The sequence below is a fragment of the Pseudomonas sp. No.21 genome (assembly GCF_054558415.1).
The window spans coordinates 171,028-189,123 of sequence record NZ_BAAJNO010000010.1; the positions used below are offsets into that span (position 1 = coordinate 171,028).

Sequence of the window (18,096 nt, forward strand, 5' to 3'; positions counted from 1 at the left end):
CATGACATCTGCTCTATCCATCCGGCAGCTGACCAAGACCTACGGCAACGGCTTCCAGGCCCTCAAGGGCATCGACCTGGAAGTGGCCGAAGGCGATTTCTTCGCATTGCTGGGCCCCAACGGCGCCGGCAAGTCCACCACCATCGGCATCCTCTCCACCCTGGTGAACAAGACCAGCGGCACGGTGAGCGTGTTCGGCAACGACCTGGACACCTCGCCCTACGCGCTCAAGCGCTGCCTCGGCGTGGTGCCCCAGGAGTTCAACTTCAACCAGTTCGAGAAGGTCTTCGACATCGTCGTGACCCAGGCCGGCTACTACGGCATCCCGGCGAAGATCGCCAAGGAGCGCGCCGAGCAGTACCTCACCCAGCTGGGCCTGTGGGAAAAGCGCGACTCCGCCTCCCGCGAGCTGTCCGGCGGCATGAAGCGCCGCCTGATGATCGCCCGTGCGCTGATCCACGAGCCGCGCCTGCTGATCCTCGACGAGCCCACCGCCGGCGTCGACATCGAGCTGCGCCGCTCGATGTGGAGCTTCCTCACCGAGCTCAACGCCAAGGGCATCACCATCATCCTCACCACCCACTACCTCGAGGAAGCCGAGCAGCTGTGCCGCAACATCGGCATCATCGACCACGGCACCATCGTCGAGAACACCAGCATGAAGGCGCTGCTGAAGAAGCTGCACGTGGAGACCTTCCTGCTCGACCTCAAGGATTCGCTGGCCAGCGTGCCGCAGCTCGACGGCTACCCGGCACGCCTGGTGGACCACCACACCCTGGAGGTGCAGGTGGACAAGAGCCAGGGCATCACCGAGCTGTTCCGCCAGCTGTCGGCGCTGCACATCGACGTGCTCAGCCTGCGCAACAAGACCAACCGCCTGGAGGAGTTGTTCGTGTCCCTGGTCGAGAAGAACCTGTCGAAGGTGGCCGTATGAGTTCCGAACTGCGCGCCAACCTGGTCGCCCTCAACACCATCGTCTACCGCGAAGTCCGTCGCTTCACCCGCATCTGGCCGCAGACCCTGCTGCCCCCGGGCATCACCATGGCGCTGTACTTCGTCATCTTCGGCAACCTGATCGGCCGGCAGATCGGCGACATGGGCGGCTTCAGCTACATGGAATACATCGTGCCGGGGCTGATCATGATGTCGGTGATCACCAACTCGTACAGCAACGTGGTCTCCAGCTTCTTCGGCAGCAAGTTCCAGCGTTCGGTGGAGGAGCTGCTGGTGTCGCCGGTGTCGCCGCACACCATCCTCCTCGGCTACACCATCGGCGGCGTGCTGCGCGGCCTGGCGGTGGGGGTGATCGTGACCCTGCTGTCGCTGTTCTTCACCAAGCTGCAGGTGCACCACCTGGGCGTGACCGTGCTGGTGGTGCTGCTGACCGCCACCACCTTTTCCCTGGGCGGCTTCATCAACGCGGTGTACGCCCGCAACTTCGACGACATCTCCATCGTCCCGACCTTCGTGCTGACGCCGCTGACCTACCTGGGCGGGGTGTTCTACTCCATCAGCCTGCTGCCGCCGTTCTGGCAGACGGTGTCCCTGGCCAACCCCATCCTGCACATGGTCAACGCCTTCCGCTACGGCATCCTCGGCGTCTCCGACATCAACATCGGCATCGCCATCGGCCTGATGACGCTGACCACGGTGATCCTCTACATCGCCTGCATCCGCCTGCTGGTGAGCGGGCGGGGTATGCGCCAGTAAGGCATCGCTGATGAGGGCAAGGGTGCTCCAGCCGTAGGAGCGAGCTCTGCTCGCGAACCTTGAATGGCGGGGCTGGATGGCATTGCTCTGTCATGGGAGCGAATTCATTTGAACTTGGAAAACCACGTCCTTAGGGCGTGGTCATCGGTTCTGCCTGTGACGATTTGAATTGATAGCCCTGCAGGATGAACGCGTGTCGTAGGGTGTGCCGTGCGCACCTCCGCGCGGTGCTTCCGGCGAGTCCGAGGTGCGCGCAGCACACCCTACGTCCGAAGTGAGCGGCGGCTGCTTGCTCCAAGGTCTGATTGCGCCCCTTCTAGGGGGCCAAAAGCAAAGCACGTTCTAAGAACGTGGATTTTTACTCGCGAACAAAGGCCCGTACCGGGCATCGCGGTTGAAACCGCTCCCACGCGGGCCCCTCTCCGAAATGCATCCATCTCGATACAAAGCGTCACAGACTGCCTCTATCTTTACGTGCCCCTGACAAAAGTCCGCCGATACTCCCGGTAGACTTTTTCATTTCCGACAAGAACGACTCGAAAAGAGGCTGTTGATGATCGCTCGTCGCCGCGCCTGGCCGTTGCTGCTGTGTGGATTGCTCACCTGTCCGGCCTTCGCCGCCAACCCGCCGCTGGTGGAGGTGGCCGAGCCCCAGCGCACGCTGGTGCGGGACGAGCTGGTGACCTTCGGCTCGCTGCGTTCCGACGAGTCGGTGACCATCCGCCCGGAGATCGAAGGGCGCCTGGCCCGCCTGCATTTCAAGGAAGGGCAGCCGGTGAAGGGCGGCGACCTGCTGGTCAGCCTCGACGATGCCATCGCCCGCGCCGAGCTGGACCAGGCCCGGGCCAACCTGGAGCTGGCGGAGAAGAGCTACCAGCGCGCGCAGATGCTGTTCAAGCGCGGCGCCAGCAACGCCCAGGCCCAGGACGAGGCGCAGTCCCAGCAGCAGGCCGCCCGCGCCAGCCTGGCCCTGGCCCAGGCGCGCCTCGACAAGACCCAGATCCGCGCGCCCTACGACGGTTTCCTCGGCCTGCGCCAGGTGAGCACCGGCGATTACCTCAGCCCCGGCCAGGACATCGTCAACCTGGAGGTGCTCGACCCGCTCAAGGTGGATTTCCGCGTGCCGCAGAAGGCCGTGTCCCAGGTGCACCTCGGCCAGACCGTGGAGATCAGCGTCGATGCCTACCTGGGCGAGCGCTTCCGCGGCCGCATCATCGCCCTCAACCCGCGCCTGGATGAGGTCGGCCGCAGCCAGGCCATCCGCGCGCAGATCGGCAACGCCGACCACCGCCTCAAGCCCGGCCAGTTCGTCAAGGTCTCGGTGATCCTCGAAGAGCGCCCCGACGCGCTGCTGATCCCCGAGGAGGCGGTGATCCCGGTCGGCCAGCAGCTGTTCGTCGCCATCGTCGTCGACGGCAAGGTGGAGCGCCGGCAGATCCGCATCGGCCAGCGCCAGCGCGGCAAGGCCGAGGTGCGCGAGGGCCTGCAGGGCAACGAGCAGGTGATCACCGCGGGCTGGCAGAAGGCCGGGCCCGGGCAGGAGGTGCGCACTGTCGCGCGGGGTGCGCTATGACCCTGTCCGACCTGTGCATCCGCCGCCCGGTATTCGCCACCGTCCTCTCCCTGGTGGTGGTGCTGCTCGGGCTGATGGCCTACCAGCGCCTGACGGTGCGCGAGTACCCGAACATCGACGTGCCCATCGTCACCGTCAACGTCATCTACCCCGGCGCCAGCCCGGAGATCATGGAATCCCAGGTGGCGCAGCCCATCGAGGACGTGCTCTCGGGCATCGAGGGCCTGGACTTCGTGTCCTCCATCAGCCGCTCCGAGAACACCCAGATCACCGCGCAGTTCCGCCTCGGCACCGACGCCGACGAGGCGGCCAACGACGTGCGTGACCGTCTCGGCCGGGTGCGTGGCCTGCTGCCCACCGAGATCGACGAACCGGTGGTGCAGAAGGTCGAGGCCGACGCCCAGCCGGTGGTGTGGATCGCCTTCTACAGCGAGCGGCACTCGGCGATGGAAATCACCGACGTGCTGGAGCGGGTGGTGCAGGACCGCCTGCAGACCATCCCCGGCGTCTCCGAGGTGCAGATACGCGGCGCGCGCACCTATGCCATGCGCATCTGGCTGGACCCGGAGAAGCTCGCCGCCCACGACCTCACCGTGCAGGACGTGGAAGACGCCCTGCGCCGGCAGAACGTGGAGATCCCTGCCGGGCGCATCGAGTCGGTGCAGCGCGAGTTCAGCGTGCTCTCGGAAACCGACCTGAAGACCCCCGAGGAATTCAACGACCTGATCATCGACGACCGCCGTGGCTACCTGCTGCGCCTGTCCGACGTGGGCCATGCCGAGATCGGCGCCGCCGACGAGCGCTCGCTGGTGCGCTTCAACGGCCGCCCGGCGGTGTCCCTGGGCCTGGTGCGCCAGGCCACGGCCAACCCGCTGGAAATCTCCGATGGTCTCAATGCCGCGCTGCCCGATGTGCGCGAGCTGCTGCCCGAGGGCATGCAGATGGCCATCGCCAACGACAACTCGCTGTTCATCCGCGAGTCCATCGCCAACGTCTACGCCACCATCTGGGAGGCGGTGGTGCTGGTGGTGCTGATCATCTTCCTGTTCCTGCGCTCGCTGCGGGCGACGCTGGTCCCGCTGGTGACCATCCCGGTGTCGCTGATCGGCGCCTGCGCGCTGATGGCGCTGATGGGCTTCACCATCAACACCCTCACGCTGCTGGCCATGGTGCTGGCCATCGGCCTGGTGGTGGACGACGCCATCGTGGTGCTGGAGAACATCCACCGGCACATCGAGGCGGGTTTGTCGCCTGTACAGGCGGCGTTCAAGGGCAGCCGCGAGATCGCCTTCGCGGTGATCGCCATGACCCTGACCCTGGCCGCCGTCTATGCGCCCATCGGCTTCATGCAGGGCACCTCGGGCAAGCTGTTCACCGAGTTCTCCTGGACCCTGGCCGGCGCGGTGCTGGTCTCCGGTTTCGTCGCCCTGACGCTATCGCCGATGATGTGCGGCCAACTGCTCAAGCCGCACCGGGCGGAGGAGCGCCACGGTCGCGTCTACAACCTGATCGAAGGCTTCCTCAACGGCCTCACCTACAGCTACCGCCACCTGCTGGAGCGGGTGCTGCGGGCCTGGGTGCTGATCGCCGTGTTCCTGGTCGGTGTGCTGCTGGCGTGCGCCTGGATGTTCACCGGCCTGCGCAGCGAGCTGGCGCCCACCGAGGACACCGGCACCATAGTCGGCACCCTCAACGGCCCGGACGGCGCCACCCTGCAGTACACCAGCCGCTACGCGAAGATGCTCGAGGACGCCTACAAGTCCATCCCCGAGACCAACCGCTACATGGTGGTGGTGGGTTTCCCCACCGTGGCCCAGGGCCTGTCGTTCATGAAGCTGGAGGACTGGGACAAACGCAGCCGCAGCCAGTTCGAGATCCGCGACGAACTCCTGCCCAAGCTGCAGGACATCCCGGGCGTGCGTGCCTTCCCGGTCAACCGCCCGCCGCTGGGGCAGAGCGCGCGCAACCAGCCGGTGAACTTCGTCATCCGCTCGTCCCTGGAATACGCCGAGCTGCAGCAGTACGTAGACACCCTGCTGGCGCGCATCCGCGAGTACCCGGGGCTGGAGAGCATCGACACCGACCTCAAGCTCAACACCCCGCAGCTCAAGGTCACGGTCAACCGCGAGCAGGCCACCGCCGTGGGCACCGACGTCGCCACCATCGGCCGCAGCCTGGAAAGCCTGTTCGGCAGCCGCCAGGTGACCCGCTTCAAGCAGAACGGCGAGCAGTACGACGTGCTGGTGCAGCTGGCCAACGTCGACCGCAGCAACCCCGACGACCTCAACCGCGTGTACGTGCGTGGCCGCGACGACAGCATGGTGCAGCTCTCCAACCTCATCGAGGTGAAGGAGACGGTGTCGCCGCGCGAGCTCAACCACTTCAACCAGCTGCGCGCGGTGACCCTCAGCGCCAACGTCGGCAGCGGCTACACCCTGGGCGAGGCGCTGACCCATCTGGAACGCGTGGCCCGCGAGGTGATGCCGCCGGAGACCCAGTTCGACTACACCGGCACCTCCCGCGACTTCAAGGAGTCCAGCGCCGGCGTGGCGCTGACCTTCGCCCTGGCCCTGGTGTTCATCTACCTGGTGCTGGCGGCGCAGTTCGAAAGCTTCGTCGACCCCTTGATCATCCTCTTCAGCGTGCCGCTCTCCATCGCCGGGGCCTTGCTCGCCCTGGAGCTGTTCGGCGGCACCCTGAACATCTATTCCCAGGTGGGCATGGTCACGCTCATCGGGCTGATCACCAAGCACGGCATCCTCATCGTCGAATTCGCCAACCAGCTGCTGCGCGAGGGGCGCAGCCTGGATGAGGCGGTGATGGAGGCCTCGGTGCAGCGCCTGCGGCCGATCCTCATGACCACCGGCGCCATGGTCCTCGGCTCGCTGCCCCTGGCGATCGCCACCGGTGCCGGCGCCGAGAGCCGCCAGCAGATCGGCATGGTGATAGTCGGCGGCCTGCTGGTGGGCACCTTCTTCACCCTGTTCGTGGTGCCGACCCTGTACCGCAAGCTGCGCCAATGGCGGCCGATGCGCCTGGAGGAGCCGGCGCTGGCGTGATGCCCCATGGGCTTGTAGGGGCGAACTCATTGGCTATGTCTGCGTTAAGTGTTGCTATAAGAATTGAGCCCAGCTGATTGCCGAGCTCTGGTGATGTTTCTGGTTTCGCCCCCCGGCGAGTCTCTTTCTTCAGTCGCCAAGAAAGAAACCAAAGAGGCTTGCCCCATCATCCGGCCCCGGCTTCGCCGTGGTTCCCTCACTCCATCGTCGTTACTCGCTACGCTCGCCCTTCGGGCCGCACTGAAGTGCGTTCGCCGCAAGCGTCGTCTGGGGGCCGGCGCGATGGGCCATCCATGGCCTGGCGCGCCTCTCGCGGCATCCATGCCGCTCGTCCCCCGGCGCAACGACTGCGTTCGGCCTCCTGGAGGGGCGTTGGCGGCTGCTCCAACTTTCTTCGTCCAACGCATCGCCACGTGGTACGCACAGGCTTTCGTAGGATGGGTCGGGCGGCGTTCCGCGAGCGAAGCGAAACCCATGCGGTGGAGGTGGCACAAACCCTCGGGCGCCCGGAAAGCACCGTGCTTGAGCGCTTGCATTAAAACCACAACAGCTAATGCAGACAGCACCAATTCATTCGCCCGCCCTTGCCGTGGCACCGACTATCAACGGGCGTAGGGTGGAGGTCGCTTTTTACCTCCACCAGGCGGAGCCGGGACCAGCACGCGCTCATGCCCTGAGCCGTAGCCGAGGGGGAGCGCCCCGGGCTGAAGCCCGGGCTACGGGGCACGGGGGGCGCGAGCAGAGCTCGCTCCTACGGGTGGGATTTTCTTGGGCCGTAGGTCGGATGCAACCCGACGGGTTCGCGGACCCTTCAATCGAACGCGTATTCCACACCCGCTGCGACATACCAGGCCCGCCCCGGGCCGGGCTCGTAGTAGCGCTGGTTGCCGTCGCCGACGATGACCGAGCCGATGTAGCGGCGGTCCAGCAGGTTGTCCAGGCGCAGGGTCTGGCTGAAGGTCAGGCGCTCGAGTTTCTGCTCGAAGCGGGCGCGCCAGTTGAGCAGGGCGTAGCCGGGCGCCGGGCGGGCGCTGTTGCTGTCTTCCACATAGAGCTTGCTGCGGTAGAGACCCTCCAGCGCGGTGCTGATGCCCTCGCGCGGGCGCCATTCCAGTTCGCCCCAGAGGCTGGTGGCGGGCACGCCGGGCAGGTGGCGGCCGGCGGGGATGTCGCGGCCGCCGCTGGTGAAGCCCTGGTCGTAGGTGGCGCTGAGGCGGGTGTAGGCCAGGCGGGTGTGCAGGGTTTCGCCGAGCGCGCTGTCCACGGACAGCTCCAGGCCCTGGCGCCGGGTGCGCGCGGCGTTCTGGTAGCGGGTGCGGCCACCGCTGGCGGCATCCACCACCAGCTCGTCCTCGGTGTCGATGCGGAACAGCGCCAGGTTGAGGCGGGTGGCCTCGCCTACCAGGCTCTTGAGGCCCACTTCGTATTGCCGGCTGGTGGCCGCACCCAGGTCGAAACCGAAGCTGTCGCCGGGCCCTGAGTAGGACAGCTCGTTGAGCGTCGGCGTCTCGAAACCCTTGCCCCAGCTGGCGTAGAGGTTCAGCTCGGGCGTCAGCGCGTAGCTGGCGCCCAGGGTCGGGGTCAGGTCGCGGTAGGTGACCGAGCCGCTGTCGTCGCCGTTGCCAGGGCGGATGTAGTGGTCGTCCACGTCGAAGGCCACTTCGTTGTAGCGCAGGCCGCCCTGCAGGTTGAAATCCCCCAGGCGCCAGCCCAGCTGCAGGTAGGGGGCGATGCTGCTGACTTCGTCGCGCTCGTCCCGGCGCAGGTTGCCGTGCACGCCCAGCTGGGTGCCGACGAAGTTCTCGTAGCCCTGGCGGTCGTCGCTGGACTGGTCGTAGTCCACCCCGGTGGTGAGGGTGAGGTTGCCCAGGCCCGGGTCGAAGTCCTGCAGCCAGCGGGTGCTGGCGCCGTGGAAGCTGCGCTCGAAATCGATCACGCCGCCTGCGCTGCGCGGGCTGGCCTGGGCGGACGAGGGGATCGCCTGGTACTGGATCACCCGCCGCGTGCCGCCATAGAGGGTGGCCTGCCAGGTGCCGGCGGCGAAGGCGCGCTCGTAGTTGAGGCCGGCCTGGCGGTGGTCGATGGTCTTGCGCGTGTCGTAGTTCAGCGCCGCATCGGCGACGCCGCGCGGGTCGGCCTGGTAGCCGGCCCAGGTCAGGCCGAGCGGGTCCTGGGTGCCGTTCTGGTTCAGCTGGCTGAAGGTCAGCGCCAGCTTGCTTTCGCCGTCCGGGTAGAGGGTGAGCTTGGCGAAGCTCTTGTCCAGGGTGGCGGCGCTGTGCTTGCGGTAGCCGTCGCTCTCGTAATGGGACTGGTTGACCAGGAAGCCGCCCTGGTCGTTGCCGCCCTCGGCGGTGAGGCGGGTGCGGGAGGTGCCCCAGGCACCCTGGGAGGTTTCGCTGGAGACCTTGGGCGCGCCCTGGCCGTCGCGGGAGAACACCTGGATCACCCCGCCGGCGTTGCTGCCATAGATGCTGGCGAAGGGGCCGCGCAGCACTTCGATGTGGTCGAGGGTGTCGAGGTCGAAGGTGGCGGCCTGGCCCTGGCCGTCCGGGTTGGAGGCGGGGATGCCGTCGGCGATCAGCTTGATGCCGCGGATGCCGAAGGCCGAGCGGGCACCGAAGCCGCGCGAGGAAACCTGCAGGTCCTGGGCCTGGTTCTGGCGGTTCTGCACCACCAGGCCGGGCACCGCGTTGAGCGCTTCGGAGAGGTTGACCCCGGGTTGCCCGAGGCTGGCCTGCTCGCGCTCGATGCGATCGACGGAGAAGGGCAGGTCGAAGCCGCTGGCCGGGTAGCGGCTGCCGGTGATCACCAGCGGCTCGACCTGCAGCGTTTCGGCCTGGGCCAGCGGGGCGAGCGCCAGGGACAGCGCCCAGGCGGATCGATGAGTCGGCATGGGGGCGTCCTTGCGTGGCGGGTCAGGCCTTCTCGGCTTTTTCGGCGCGCTGTTCCTGGGCGGTGACCTGCTGGCAGATCTCGATCATCTGCTCGCGCATCCAGCGGTTGGCCGGGTCCTGGTCGGTGCTCTCGTGCCAATAGAGGTGGGTTTCCAGGGAGGGCACGTCGTTCACCGGCAGCTCGACGTAGTGCAGTTCGTGGCGACGGGCGAAGCGCTCGGGCACGGTCATCGCCATGTCGGTGTTCTGCATCACGGTGGAGGCCATCAGGTAGTGCTGGGAGCGCAGGGCGATCTTGCGCTGGATGCCCATCTTGCCGAGGGACAGGTCGATGTAGCCGAGGCCGCTGCGGCGGCTGGAGATATGGATGTGGGTCAGCGACAGGTATTCGTCGAGGCTGATCTTTTCCTTCGCCAGCGGGTGGCCACGGCGCATGGCGCAGACGTAGCGGTCTTCCATCAGCTTGACGTGGCGCACCTGCGGGTCGGTGTTCAGCGGGGCGTCGACGGCGAAGTCCAGACGCCCGGCGGCCAACTCCTTGGTGGTCTCGCGGCGCTTGGCCAGGAAGCTCTCGATCTGCACGTTGGGGGCGAGACGACGCAGGCGCTGGAACAGCGGCGGCAGGATCACCGTCTCGGTGAGGTCGGTCATGCTGATGCGGTAGGTCTTGTTGGCCTGGCCCGGGTTGAAGGTGCGGCTTTCCTGGACCGAGATGCGCAGTTGCTGCAGGGCGTTGCGCACCGGGCCGATGATGTTCTGCGCCATGGGCGTGGGCACCATGCCCTGGGCGGTGCGCACGAAGAGCGGGTCGTTGAAGGTCTCGCGCAGGCGGGCGAGGGCGTTGGAAACGGCGGGCTGGGTGATGCCCACGATCTGCCCGGCGCGGGTCAGGTTGGCCTCGGTGTAGATGGCGTCGAAGACGATGAAGAGGTTGAGATCGACCTTGTTCAGATTCATTTTCGAGCGCACTCCGTAGGCTGTTTTTATCGGCGGATCATATATCGGTGATGAATGTTTATACACGGCGAAAATAGGTTAGATAAATCTTAATCGCTGTTCTAGCATCATTTCCACACCTCACCCGTACCCAGAAAACATCCGTCAGAAGGTAGCTCCGCATGGATTTCGCCTACTCCCCCAAGGTTCAGGAACTGCGTGAACGCGTCACCGCGTTCATGGACACCTACGTCTATCCGGCCGAGCCGGTATTCGAGCAACAGGTCGCAGAGGGTGATCGCTGGCAGCCCACCGCGATCATGGAAGAGCTCAAGGCCAAGGCCCGCGCCGAAGGCCTGTGGAACCTGTTCCTGCCCGAGTCCGAACTCGGCGCCGGCCTGACCAACATGGAATACGCACCGCTGGCCGAGATCATGGGCCGCTCGCTGCTGGGCCCGGAGCCGTTCAACTGCTCCGCGCCGGATACCGGCAACATGGAAGTGCTGGTGCGCTACGCCAACGAAGAGCAGAAGAAGCAATGGCTGGAGCCGCTGCTGCGCGGCGAGATCCGCTCCGCCTTCGCCATGACCGAGCCGGGCGTGGCCTCCTCCGATGCCACCAACATGGAAGCCCGCGCCGTGCGCCAGGGTGACGAGTGGGTGATCAACGGCCGCAAGTGGTGGACCTCCGGCGCCTGCGACCCGCGCTGCAAGATCCTCGTGTTCATGGGCCTGTCCAACCCGGACGCGCCGCGCCACCAGCAGCACTCGATGATCCTCGTGCCGGTGGACACCCCCGGGGTGAAGATCCTCCGTCCGCTGCCGGTGTTCGGCTACGACGACGCCCCGCACGGCCACGCCGAGGTGCTGTTCGAAGACGTGCGCGTGCCCTACGAGAACGTGCTGCTGGGTGAGGGCCGTGGCTTCGAGATCGCCCAGGGTCGCCTCGGCCCAGGCCGCATCCACCACTGCATGCGCTCCATCGGCATGGCCGAGCGCGCGCTGGAGCTGATGTGCAAGCGCGCCGTCAGCCGCACCGCCTTCGGCAAGCCGCTGGCCCGCCTGGGTGGCAACATCGACAAGATCGCCGACTCGCGGATGGAGATCGACATGGCCCGCCTGCTGACCCTGAAGGCGGCCTACATGATGGACACCGTGGGCAACAAGGTGGCCAAGAGCGAGATCGCCCAGATCAAGGTCGTGGCGCCCAACGTCGCCCTGCGGGTGATCGACCGCGCCATCCAGATCCACGGCGGCGCCGGTGTCTCCAACGACTTCCCGCTGGCCTACATGTACGCCATGCAGCGCACCCTGCGCCTGGCCGACGGCCCGGACGAAGTGCACCGCGCGGCCATCGGCAAGTTCGAGATCGGCAAGTACGTACCGAAGGAAATGCTGCGCAGCGGCCACTGATCGCCCGCGCAGTAACGAAGAGGCCCGCACGGGAAACCGTGCGGGCCTCTTTCGTTTCAGGCGGCGGAAGGCCTCAGGCGCGGGCGGCCATCAGGTGCCCCATGGCCTGGCGCAGGTAATGCAGCAGCGCGTCGCTGGCCCAGGAGCCGTGGCGCAGTTCCGGCTCGCTCACCAGCGCCTGGCGGATCTTCTGCTGGGTGGCCGGGTCATCCCCCGCATAGGAGCGGAACAGCTCCAGCCAGCGCCGGGCAAGGGCCAGGGTGGCGGGGGACGAGGCCGGGGCGCCGGACTCCATCTGCCGATGCACCTCGGCGATCAGCGGCGGCCACTCGTGCATGCGCGTGCCGTAGTTGGCCTTGAGGAAGGCGAACTCCTCGGGCGTGAGGTAGCGCTGGTAGATGGCCAGCTTGGTCTCGCTGAAGGCCTGGACCACATAGGCCATGGTCTGTGGGGTGATGCCGGTTTCCTCGCGCAGCGCCGGCTCCGCCTCGTGCATGGCGTTGAGCTTGGCGAACAGCACCGGGTTGGCGCCGGTATCCGCTTCCAGCATGGTCATCCAGGTACGCGAAAGCGCCTGCGCCTCCTCGGCCTGGGGTGGCACGCCCTTGGCGATCAGCGCCTGGACCCGGGCCACGAGCGCGGCCCATTCACGCCGCCGCGCTTCGTCCGCGTACAGGCGCAGTTCCTTCAGTTCCCCGTGGGAAAAATAGCTGTCGTACATGTTCATCAACTCCAGAGTGCCGAGCCATTCGGAGAGCTCCGGTTCCTGGCCGCTCTGCAACTGGCCACCGAGGGTGGCCAGGCGTTCGCGCAGGCGCTGGCGGTGGGCGATCTCCCGGTCGAGCTGGCGGATCTGCTGCTCGATGAGCGGGGACAGCGACGCCGGCGCCTCGTCCAGCCACGTGCCGATCTCGCCCAGGGACAGGCCCAGCTTGCGCAGGACCTGGATCTGGTGGAGGCGGGCGATATCCGCGCGGCCGTAGAGGCGGTAACCGGAACCCGAGCGCGCGGAAGGGCGGAGCAGGCCGATCTGGTCGTAATGGTGCAGGGTGCGCACGGTCAGCCCGCAGCGCTTGGCCAGTTCACCGACTTTCAAAGGCATGTCCTTGTCTCTCCTCGCGTGCCTGGCGGCATCCTCGGGCCTGACGTCGCGTGAGGGTCAAGCGCGCCCTGGAGTCAATCCTGGTGGGGGTGGGAGGGCTCCTGGGAAACGGCGTTGGCGGCGTCGCGCTGCTGTCGCAGCCACTCCAGGCGCATGTGCAGCTGGGCGGCGAAGGTACGCGCGGCGAGCTCTTCGTGGAAGCTCACCCCGCGTTGTCCCATCTTTACCTGCCAGATCACTCGACCCCGTTGTTCGAGCACTACGATCTGCACGTTTCGCATCGATTCTCAGTCTCCGGCTGAAGAGGCCTGCGGGCGGTTGCGCGTCTTGAACAGGGACAGCAGCACGCCACCGGCAAGCAGGCCAAAGGTTACGCCAAGAGAGAGCAGCGCGGGAATCTTGCCGATGAAGCCGTGCAGGAAGATCTTGCCGCCGATGAAGATCAGCACCAGGGCGAGGGCGTACTTGAGGTAGACGAAGCGGTGCATCAGCGCGGCCAGGGCGAAGTACAGCGAGCGCAGGCCGAGGATGGCGAAGATGTTGGAGGTGTAGACGATGAAGGGGTCCTGGGTGATGGAGAAGATCGCCGGCACGCTGTCGACGGCGAACACCAGGTCAGCCAGTTCGATCAGCACCAGGGCGAGGAACAGCGGGGTGGCCCAGAGCAGGGTGCGGCCGGAGGCGTCCTTCAGGCGCACGAAGAAGTGCGCGCCATGTATCTCGTCGGTGACCCGCATGTGCCGGCGCACGAACTGCAGCACGCGGTTCTGCGACAGGTCGCGCTCGGCCTCTTCGCGGGCGAACAGCATCTTCACCCCGGTGAACAGCAGGAAGGCGCCGAAGATGTAGAGGATCCAGTCGAACTCCTTCACCAGCGCGGTGCCCAGGCCGATCATCAGCGCGCGCAGCACGATCACCCCGAGGATGCCCCAGAACAGCACGCGGTGCTGGTAGCGGCGGGGGATGGCGAAGAAGCCGAAGATCATCGCCATGACGAACACGTTGTCCATCGACAGCGATTGCTCCACCAGGAAGCCGGTGTAGAACTCCAGCGCCGCCTGGGCGCCCAGCTCGTACCAGACCCAGCCGCCGAAGGCGACGCCCACGCAGAAGTAGCCGCTGTAGAGCAGCAGGCTCTCGCGCATCTCGATTTCATGCTGGTCGCGGTGCAGGACGCCGAGGTCGAACACCAGCAGGCCGAGGACGATGGCCATGAACACCAGCCACAGCCAGGTGGCGGTGCCGAGGAAATCGGCGAACAGGAACGTGTGCAGAGCTGACATGAGCCCCTCCTTGCTTGTCGTGTTGAATGCTCAACAGTGACTCCGACATGGCGGGTGCAAACCGTCAGAGGGGCCCGGCGTCACATGAGGGAAGGCTAGCGCAGCGATGGAATCCGGAAAACCGGCAAGGTTTCATTTCATTGCGCGCGGTCAAGGTTTTCGACTGCGCAAGGGGCGGGGAGTGCGAAGGGAATTCGGTGCTGGCTCCGACGGGGCGACTTCATCACCGTAGTGGGCCGGGCGGCGTTCCGCTTCAGCCCACCGCTCCGGCTTTCTCCAAAATCGGCTCCGCCTGGTGGAGGTAAAGAGCGACCTCCACCCTACGCAACGGTCATGCTCGGTGTCGGGCTGCGCGCCTTGTAGGAGCGAGCTCTGCTCGCGAAGCAGCCGGCAATCCCCAGAAAGAATCGCCCCTGTACGGAGCGAACCGGGCAGGGGCGACGATGACGCGGGAGGTCGGATCGATCAGTAGACCCAGACTTCCACCCGGCGATTCTTGATGCGGCCTTCCTCGCTGTTGGCCGCCACCGGCAGCTCATCGCCCAGGCCGGTGATCTCGCGGAAGGACACGCCGGCCTTGGCCAGCTCGCGGCGCACGGCCATGGCGCGCAGCTTGGAGAGGAGGGCGGCGCGGCCCGGGTCGGCCTTGGGGTCGCCGAAGCCCACCAGGGTCACCTGGTTGCTCAGCTTGCCGTTCTCCTTGAGGTAGTCCAGCACGCGCTCGACATCGCGCAGGGCCTTGTTGTCGAGGTTGGCGCTGCCCTCCTGGAAGCGGAAGTTCACCGACAGGCGCTGGGCATCGCGGGCCAGCTGCTGGTAGGCCCTGGGCATGTCGGGCTGGGCGGCGACCTTGACCGCCTGCACCGTCTGCGCGACGAAGCCGGTCTGGGCGACGATCGCCTGGCCGCGCGGGCCCTGGGCGAAGCGCACCAGGGCCTGGGCCCAGGGGTTCTTCTCGCCGGGCTTCATATAGAAGAACAGGCGGCGCGAGAGCGGGTAGTCCTCGGTGGCGATCTGCGTCACCGACGGCGCCATGGCCTGGGACTCGCCATCGGCGATGGCGGCGGCGCGGGACTTGCCCACCGAGGCGAGGCCGACGAAGCCGATGCCGGCGGCATCGGCGCTGACGGCTTCGGAGAGCTTGTCGTTGGATTCGAAGCGCTTGGCACTGGCGGCGAGGCTCTTGCCGTGGGCGGCCAGCACCAGTTCCTTGAAGGTGTCGAAGGTGCCGGACTTGTCGTCGCGGGCGTACAGGTGGATGGCACCGCCCTTGCCGCCGATCTCTTCCCAGGTCTTCACCTCGCCGGCGAAGACGCGTGCCAGCTCCTCGGTGCTCAGGCTGGTCAGGGTGTTGCCCGGGTTGACGACGATGGCCAGCCCGTCGATGGCGATCACATGCTCGCCGTAGCGGCTCTTCAGGTCGCCGAATACCGAGAGATCGCCGGCCTCGGCATCCTTGATCGGGCGCGAGGACGCGGCGAGATCGGCACTGCCGTCCTTGATGGCGACGAAGCCGGTGCCCGAGCCGTGGGCGGCCACGGTGATCCGCACTTCCCGGCCGTTGGGCGCGCTGCCCACCAGTTGCACTTCGTTCTCCTGGGTGCCGGGCTCCTGGCGGATGCCGCCCAGGCCTTCCTCCTCCATGAGGCCGCGCACCAGGGCCGGGCCGAGCTTGGCGCCGATGGTGTTGGAGCCCTGGATGCGCAGCACCGGGCTCTTGTCGGCGGGCAGGGGCAGGGCGGCGAACACCGACCAGGGCAGGGCGTAGCAGACGAAACCGAGCAGCAGCAGGCTGAGGGTCCGGCTCCAGATATCACGTTCACAGAGGTCGCGCATCGTGCGGCGGGCCTTATCGCTAGGGGTGGCTGGGAAATGCCGCGAGATTAAGTCAGCGAGGTGACGAAGATATGACAGGGCGCTCTGCCCTGGGCTCTTTCCGGCCCCTGCATGGACCAGGGCCTACGCCGGGTGCCCCGCTCGGCCGGCATACCGCTCGCGGTGACATCGGTATGGTTCGCAACTTTGTCTGGCCGGGCGGCAGGCAAGGAAGCTCAAGCGTCCCTCGCTCGCCCGTGCCAGGCACCAGGCCTCGTTTTTGGGGTGCATCCACGCGTAGCTAAGGAGTTGGAAATGGCTAGTTGGTTCGAGCTGAAGAAGTATGGCAATGGTGAGTATCGCTTCCGCCTGAAGACCCGGGAGGCGCAGGTCGTGCTGCAGAGCGGCCGCTACCCCTGCCGGGACAGCGCCGAGAACGCCATCGCGCTGTTCCGCAACCATTGCGCCAACGAAGACCGCTACGAGCGCCGCATGGCCACCGGCGGCAAGAACTATTTCCGCCTCAAGGCCGGGCGCGAGGTGATCCTCGAAAGCCACCTCTATGATTCCGAGCCGACCCTGGAAGCGGCCATCGAGAACATCATGACCCTCGGCACCACGCCGAAGATCGAACGGGTCTGAGTGCGGCGCAAATGAAAAAGCCCATCGTGAGATGGGCTTTTTTGTGCCTGCCGGAACCCGGGCGGGGTCAGCTCAGCTCCAGCCAGATCGGTGCGTGGTCGGAGGGTTTCTCCATGCCGCGCAGCTCGTAGTCGATGCCGGCGTCCCGGATGCGTGCCTGCAGCGGGCTGGTGGCCAGGATCACGTCGATGCGCAGGCCGCGCTTGGGGTCGTCCTCGAAGCCGCGGCTGCGGTAGTCGAACCAGCTGAAGCGGTCGTTCACCTCGGGGTGGAGGTGGCGGAAGCTGTCCACCAGGCCCCAGTTCTTGAGGGTCGCCAGCCATTCGCGCTCCTCGGGGAGGAAGCTGCACTTGCCGGTCTTCAGCCAGCGCTTGCGGTTCTCCTCACCGATGCCGATGTCGCAGTCTTCCGGCGAGATATTGATGTCGCCCATCACCACCAGCGGCTGGTCCGGCTGGAAGCGGCCCTGCAGCAGTTCCTGCAGGTCGGCGTAGAAGCGCTGCTTGGCGGGGAACTTGATCGGATGGTCGCGGCTCTCGCCCTGGGGGAAGTAGCCGTTCATCACCGTCACCGGGTTGCCCTGGGCATCGGCGAAGGTGCCGTAGATGAAGCGGCGCTGGGAATCCTCGCCATCGTTGGGGAAGCCCTTGTGCAGGGCCAGCGGCTCCTGGCGCGAGAGCAGGGCGACGCCGTAGTGGCCCTTCTGGCCGTGGTAGTGCACGTGGTAGCCGAGCTTGCGGATGTCCGCCTCGGGGAACTGGTCGTCGGCGACCTTGGTTTCCTGCAGGCCGATCACGTCCGGCTGGTGCTTGGCGATCAGCGCTTCGAGCTGGTGAGGACGGGCACGCAGGCCGTTGATATTGAAGGAAACGATCTTCATGACTGAGCCACCCTGGAAAAACGCCGATCCTAGCCCATCGTCGGCACGCCCTGCCACCCGTGTGGCGAGGCCCTGGGGGCGGTGCTACCTTGCCTGTGGGCCTGATAACCACATAACAAACGAGGTCACCGTGAATGCCCGGATACGTACCCACCGCGCCGGTTGAAGTCCGCATGCTCGACGGCGGCTATGCCCGCGAGGCCCGCTCGCTGCTCTACCACGCCTACCGCCACGAACCCACCTTCGCCTACCTCTTCGAGGCCGAGCGCGCCGGCTATGACCAGCGCGTGCGTGCCACGGTGCGCGAGCTGGTGCAGCAGCATTTCCTCGAGGACCTGCCGGCCATCGGCCTGCTGATCGAGGATCGCCTGGTGGGTATCGCCCTGATCGCGCCGCCGCAGCGCCGGCTGGACATCACCGAAAGCTGGGGCTGGCGGCTGCGCATGCTGATGACCACCGGTTTCCGCTGCACCAAGCGCTACCTGGAGTACCACGACGCCGTGCTCGCCTGCCTGCCGCCCGGGCCCTACCACGTGCTGCCGCTGCTGGGCATCCACCCGCAGTTCCAGGGCAAGCACCTGGGCGAGAAGCTGCTGCAGGCGTTGCATGACTGGTGCGCCGAGGACGCCGGCTCCCAGGGCGTGGTGCTCGATACCGGCAACGCGCGCTACCTGGATTTCTACAAGCGCCAGGGCTACGAGGAGATCGGCGAAGTGGCCCTCGGGCCGGTGCGGGAGCACGTGTTCTTCCATCCCAACCCGACGCCGGCGCTGCAGGCGAACGCCTAGGA

Annotated in this window: 14 protein-coding genes; 7 read left to right on the forward strand and 7 right to left on the reverse strand. The window is 66.6% G+C overall.

All coding sequences use genetic code 11. The features are described 5' to 3' along the window. Position 1 precedes the first annotated feature (1 nt). From ACYJSS_RS21630 to ACYJSS_RS21645, 4 genes are all read left to right on the forward strand, one after another. Positions 2-934, forward strand: coding sequence for an ABC transporter ATP-binding protein (locus tag ACYJSS_RS21630; protein ID WP_111260325.1), 933 nt, complete (start codon positions 2-4; stop codon positions 932-934). After that, on the forward strand, positions 931-1,710 hold the full coding sequence (locus ACYJSS_RS21635) for an ABC transporter permease (RefSeq protein WP_021217959.1): 780 nt from the start codon (positions 931-933) through the stop codon (positions 1,708-1,710). The genes ACYJSS_RS21630 and ACYJSS_RS21635 overlap by 4 nt, the downstream gene beginning before the upstream one ends. 553 nt (positions 1,711-2,263) lie before the next feature. Further along, on the forward strand, positions 2,264-3,283 hold the full coding sequence (locus tag ACYJSS_RS21640; protein WP_111260324.1) for an efflux RND transporter periplasmic adaptor subunit: 1,020 nt from the start codon (positions 2,264-2,266) through the stop codon (positions 3,281-3,283). After that, positions 3,280-6,342 carry an efflux RND transporter permease subunit gene (locus ACYJSS_RS21645; protein ID WP_111260323.1) on the forward strand — a complete coding sequence of 1,021 codons (3,063 nt, stop codon included), beginning with the start codon at positions 3,280-3,282 and terminating at the stop codon, positions 6,340-6,342. Before ACYJSS_RS21640 ends, ACYJSS_RS21645 begins: the two co-directional genes overlap by 4 nt. Positions 6,343-7,153: 811 nt before the next feature. On the opposite strand, the gene ACYJSS_RS21650 is transcribed toward ACYJSS_RS21645, so the two are convergent. Both ACYJSS_RS21650 and ACYJSS_RS21655 read right to left on the reverse strand, forming a co-directional pair. Continuing rightward, on the reverse strand, positions 7,154-9,235 hold the full coding sequence (locus ACYJSS_RS21650; protein WP_111261226.1) for a TonB-dependent receptor family protein: 2,082 nt from the start codon (positions 9,233-9,235) through the stop codon (positions 7,154-7,156). Between the two features lie 22 nt (positions 9,236-9,257). Next, a complete protein-coding gene (locus ACYJSS_RS21655; protein ID WP_111261227.1) occupies positions 9,258-10,193 on the reverse strand; it encodes a LysR family transcriptional regulator in 936 nt (311 codons plus the stop codon). A gap of 161 nt (positions 10,194-10,354) precedes the next feature. Here ACYJSS_RS21655 and ACYJSS_RS21660 point away from each other — a divergent pair, with 161 nt between their 5' ends. Continuing rightward, entirely contained in the window at positions 10,355-11,584 is a 1,230-nt protein-coding gene (locus ACYJSS_RS21660) for an acyl-CoA dehydrogenase (protein ID WP_111261228.1), read from the forward strand. A gap of 73 nt (positions 11,585-11,657) precedes the next feature. Here the strand turns inward: ACYJSS_RS21660 and ACYJSS_RS21665 are convergent, their stop codons facing one another. From ACYJSS_RS21665 to ACYJSS_RS21680, 4 genes are all read right to left on the reverse strand, one after another. Further along, positions 11,658-12,686 carry a MerR family transcriptional regulator gene (locus tag ACYJSS_RS21665; RefSeq protein WP_236204996.1) on the reverse strand — a complete coding sequence of 343 codons (1,029 nt, stop codon included), beginning with the start codon at positions 12,684-12,686 and terminating at the stop codon, positions 11,658-11,660. 74 nt (positions 12,687-12,760) lie between these two features. Beyond that, positions 12,761-12,892: a hypothetical protein gene (locus ACYJSS_RS21670; protein WP_276575295.1), complete on the reverse strand. Its 132-nt coding sequence runs from the start codon at positions 12,890-12,892 to the stop codon at positions 12,761-12,763. Between the two features lie 81 nt (positions 12,893-12,973). Then, positions 12,974-13,969 (reverse strand): TerC family protein, encoded by a 996-nt coding sequence (locus ACYJSS_RS21675; RefSeq protein WP_111261231.1) that lies wholly within the window; start codon positions 13,967-13,969, stop codon positions 12,974-12,976. A gap of 465 nt (positions 13,970-14,434) precedes the next feature. Continuing rightward, positions 14,435-15,805, reverse strand: coding sequence for a substrate-binding domain-containing protein (locus ACYJSS_RS21680; RefSeq protein WP_111261232.1), 1,371 nt, complete (start codon positions 15,803-15,805; stop codon positions 14,435-14,437). Between the two features lie 294 nt (positions 15,806-16,099). Between ACYJSS_RS21680 and ACYJSS_RS21685 the strand changes: the two genes are divergently transcribed. After that, on the forward strand, positions 16,100-16,426 hold the full coding sequence (locus tag ACYJSS_RS21685) for a YegP family protein (RefSeq protein ID WP_111261233.1): 327 nt from the start codon (positions 16,100-16,102) through the stop codon (positions 16,424-16,426). 67 nt (positions 16,427-16,493) lie between these two features. Here ACYJSS_RS21685 and xthA read toward each other — a convergent pair whose 3' ends face one another. Next, positions 16,494-17,306: an exodeoxyribonuclease III gene (gene xthA, locus ACYJSS_RS21690; RefSeq protein WP_111261234.1), complete on the reverse strand. Its 813-nt coding sequence runs from the start codon at positions 17,304-17,306 to the stop codon at positions 16,494-16,496. 134 nt (positions 17,307-17,440) lie between these two features. Between xthA and ACYJSS_RS21695 the strand changes: the two genes are divergently transcribed. Continuing rightward, positions 17,441-18,094 (forward strand): GNAT family N-acetyltransferase, encoded by a 654-nt coding sequence (locus ACYJSS_RS21695; RefSeq protein WP_111261235.1) that lies wholly within the window; start codon positions 17,441-17,443, stop codon positions 18,092-18,094. Positions 18,095-18,096: the final 2 nt, after the last annotated feature.

What these genes read in the sequence shown, in the direction of transcription:
- ACYJSS_RS21630 (WP_111260325.1), top strand. Translation starts at nt 2, where the DNA reads ATGACATCTGCTCTATCCATCCGGCAGCTGACCAAGACCTACGGCAAC.
- ACYJSS_RS21635 (WP_021217959.1), top strand. Translation starts at nt 931, where the DNA reads ATGAGTTCCGAACTGCGCGCCAACCTGGTCGCCCTCAACACCATCGTC.
- ACYJSS_RS21640 (WP_111260324.1), top strand. Translation starts at nt 2,264, where the DNA reads ATGATCGCTCGTCGCCGCGCCTGGCCGTTGCTGCTGTGTGGATTGCTC.
- ACYJSS_RS21645 (WP_111260323.1), top strand. Translation starts at nt 3,280, where the DNA reads ATGACCCTGTCCGACCTGTGCATCCGCCGCCCGGTATTCGCCACCGTC.
- ACYJSS_RS21650 (WP_111261226.1), bottom strand. Translation starts at nt 9,235, where the DNA reads ATGCCGACTCATCGATCCGCCTGGGCGCTGTCCCTGGCGCTCGCCCCG.
- ACYJSS_RS21655 (WP_111261227.1), bottom strand. Translation starts at nt 10,193, where the DNA reads ATGAATCTGAACAAGGTCGATCTCAACCTCTTCATCGTCTTCGACGCC.
- ACYJSS_RS21660 (WP_111261228.1), top strand. Translation starts at nt 10,355, where the DNA reads ATGGATTTCGCCTACTCCCCCAAGGTTCAGGAACTGCGTGAACGCGTC.
- ACYJSS_RS21665 (WP_236204996.1), bottom strand. Translation starts at nt 12,686, where the DNA reads ATGCCTTTGAAAGTCGGTGAACTGGCCAAGCGCTGCGGGCTGACCGTG.
- ACYJSS_RS21675 (WP_111261231.1), bottom strand. Translation starts at nt 13,969, where the DNA reads ATGTCAGCTCTGCACACGTTCCTGTTCGCCGATTTCCTCGGCACCGCC.
- ACYJSS_RS21680 (WP_111261232.1), bottom strand. Translation starts at nt 15,805, where the DNA reads ATGCGCGACCTCTGTGAACGTGATATCTGGAGCCGGACCCTCAGCCTG.
- ACYJSS_RS21685 (WP_111261233.1), top strand. Translation starts at nt 16,100, where the DNA reads ATGGCTAGTTGGTTCGAGCTGAAGAAGTATGGCAATGGTGAGTATCGC.
- xthA (WP_111261234.1), bottom strand. Translation starts at nt 17,306, where the DNA reads ATGAAGATCGTTTCCTTCAATATCAACGGCCTGCGTGCCCGTCCTCAC.
- ACYJSS_RS21695 (WP_111261235.1), top strand. Translation starts at nt 17,441, where the DNA reads ATGCCCGGATACGTACCCACCGCGCCGGTTGAAGTCCGCATGCTCGAC.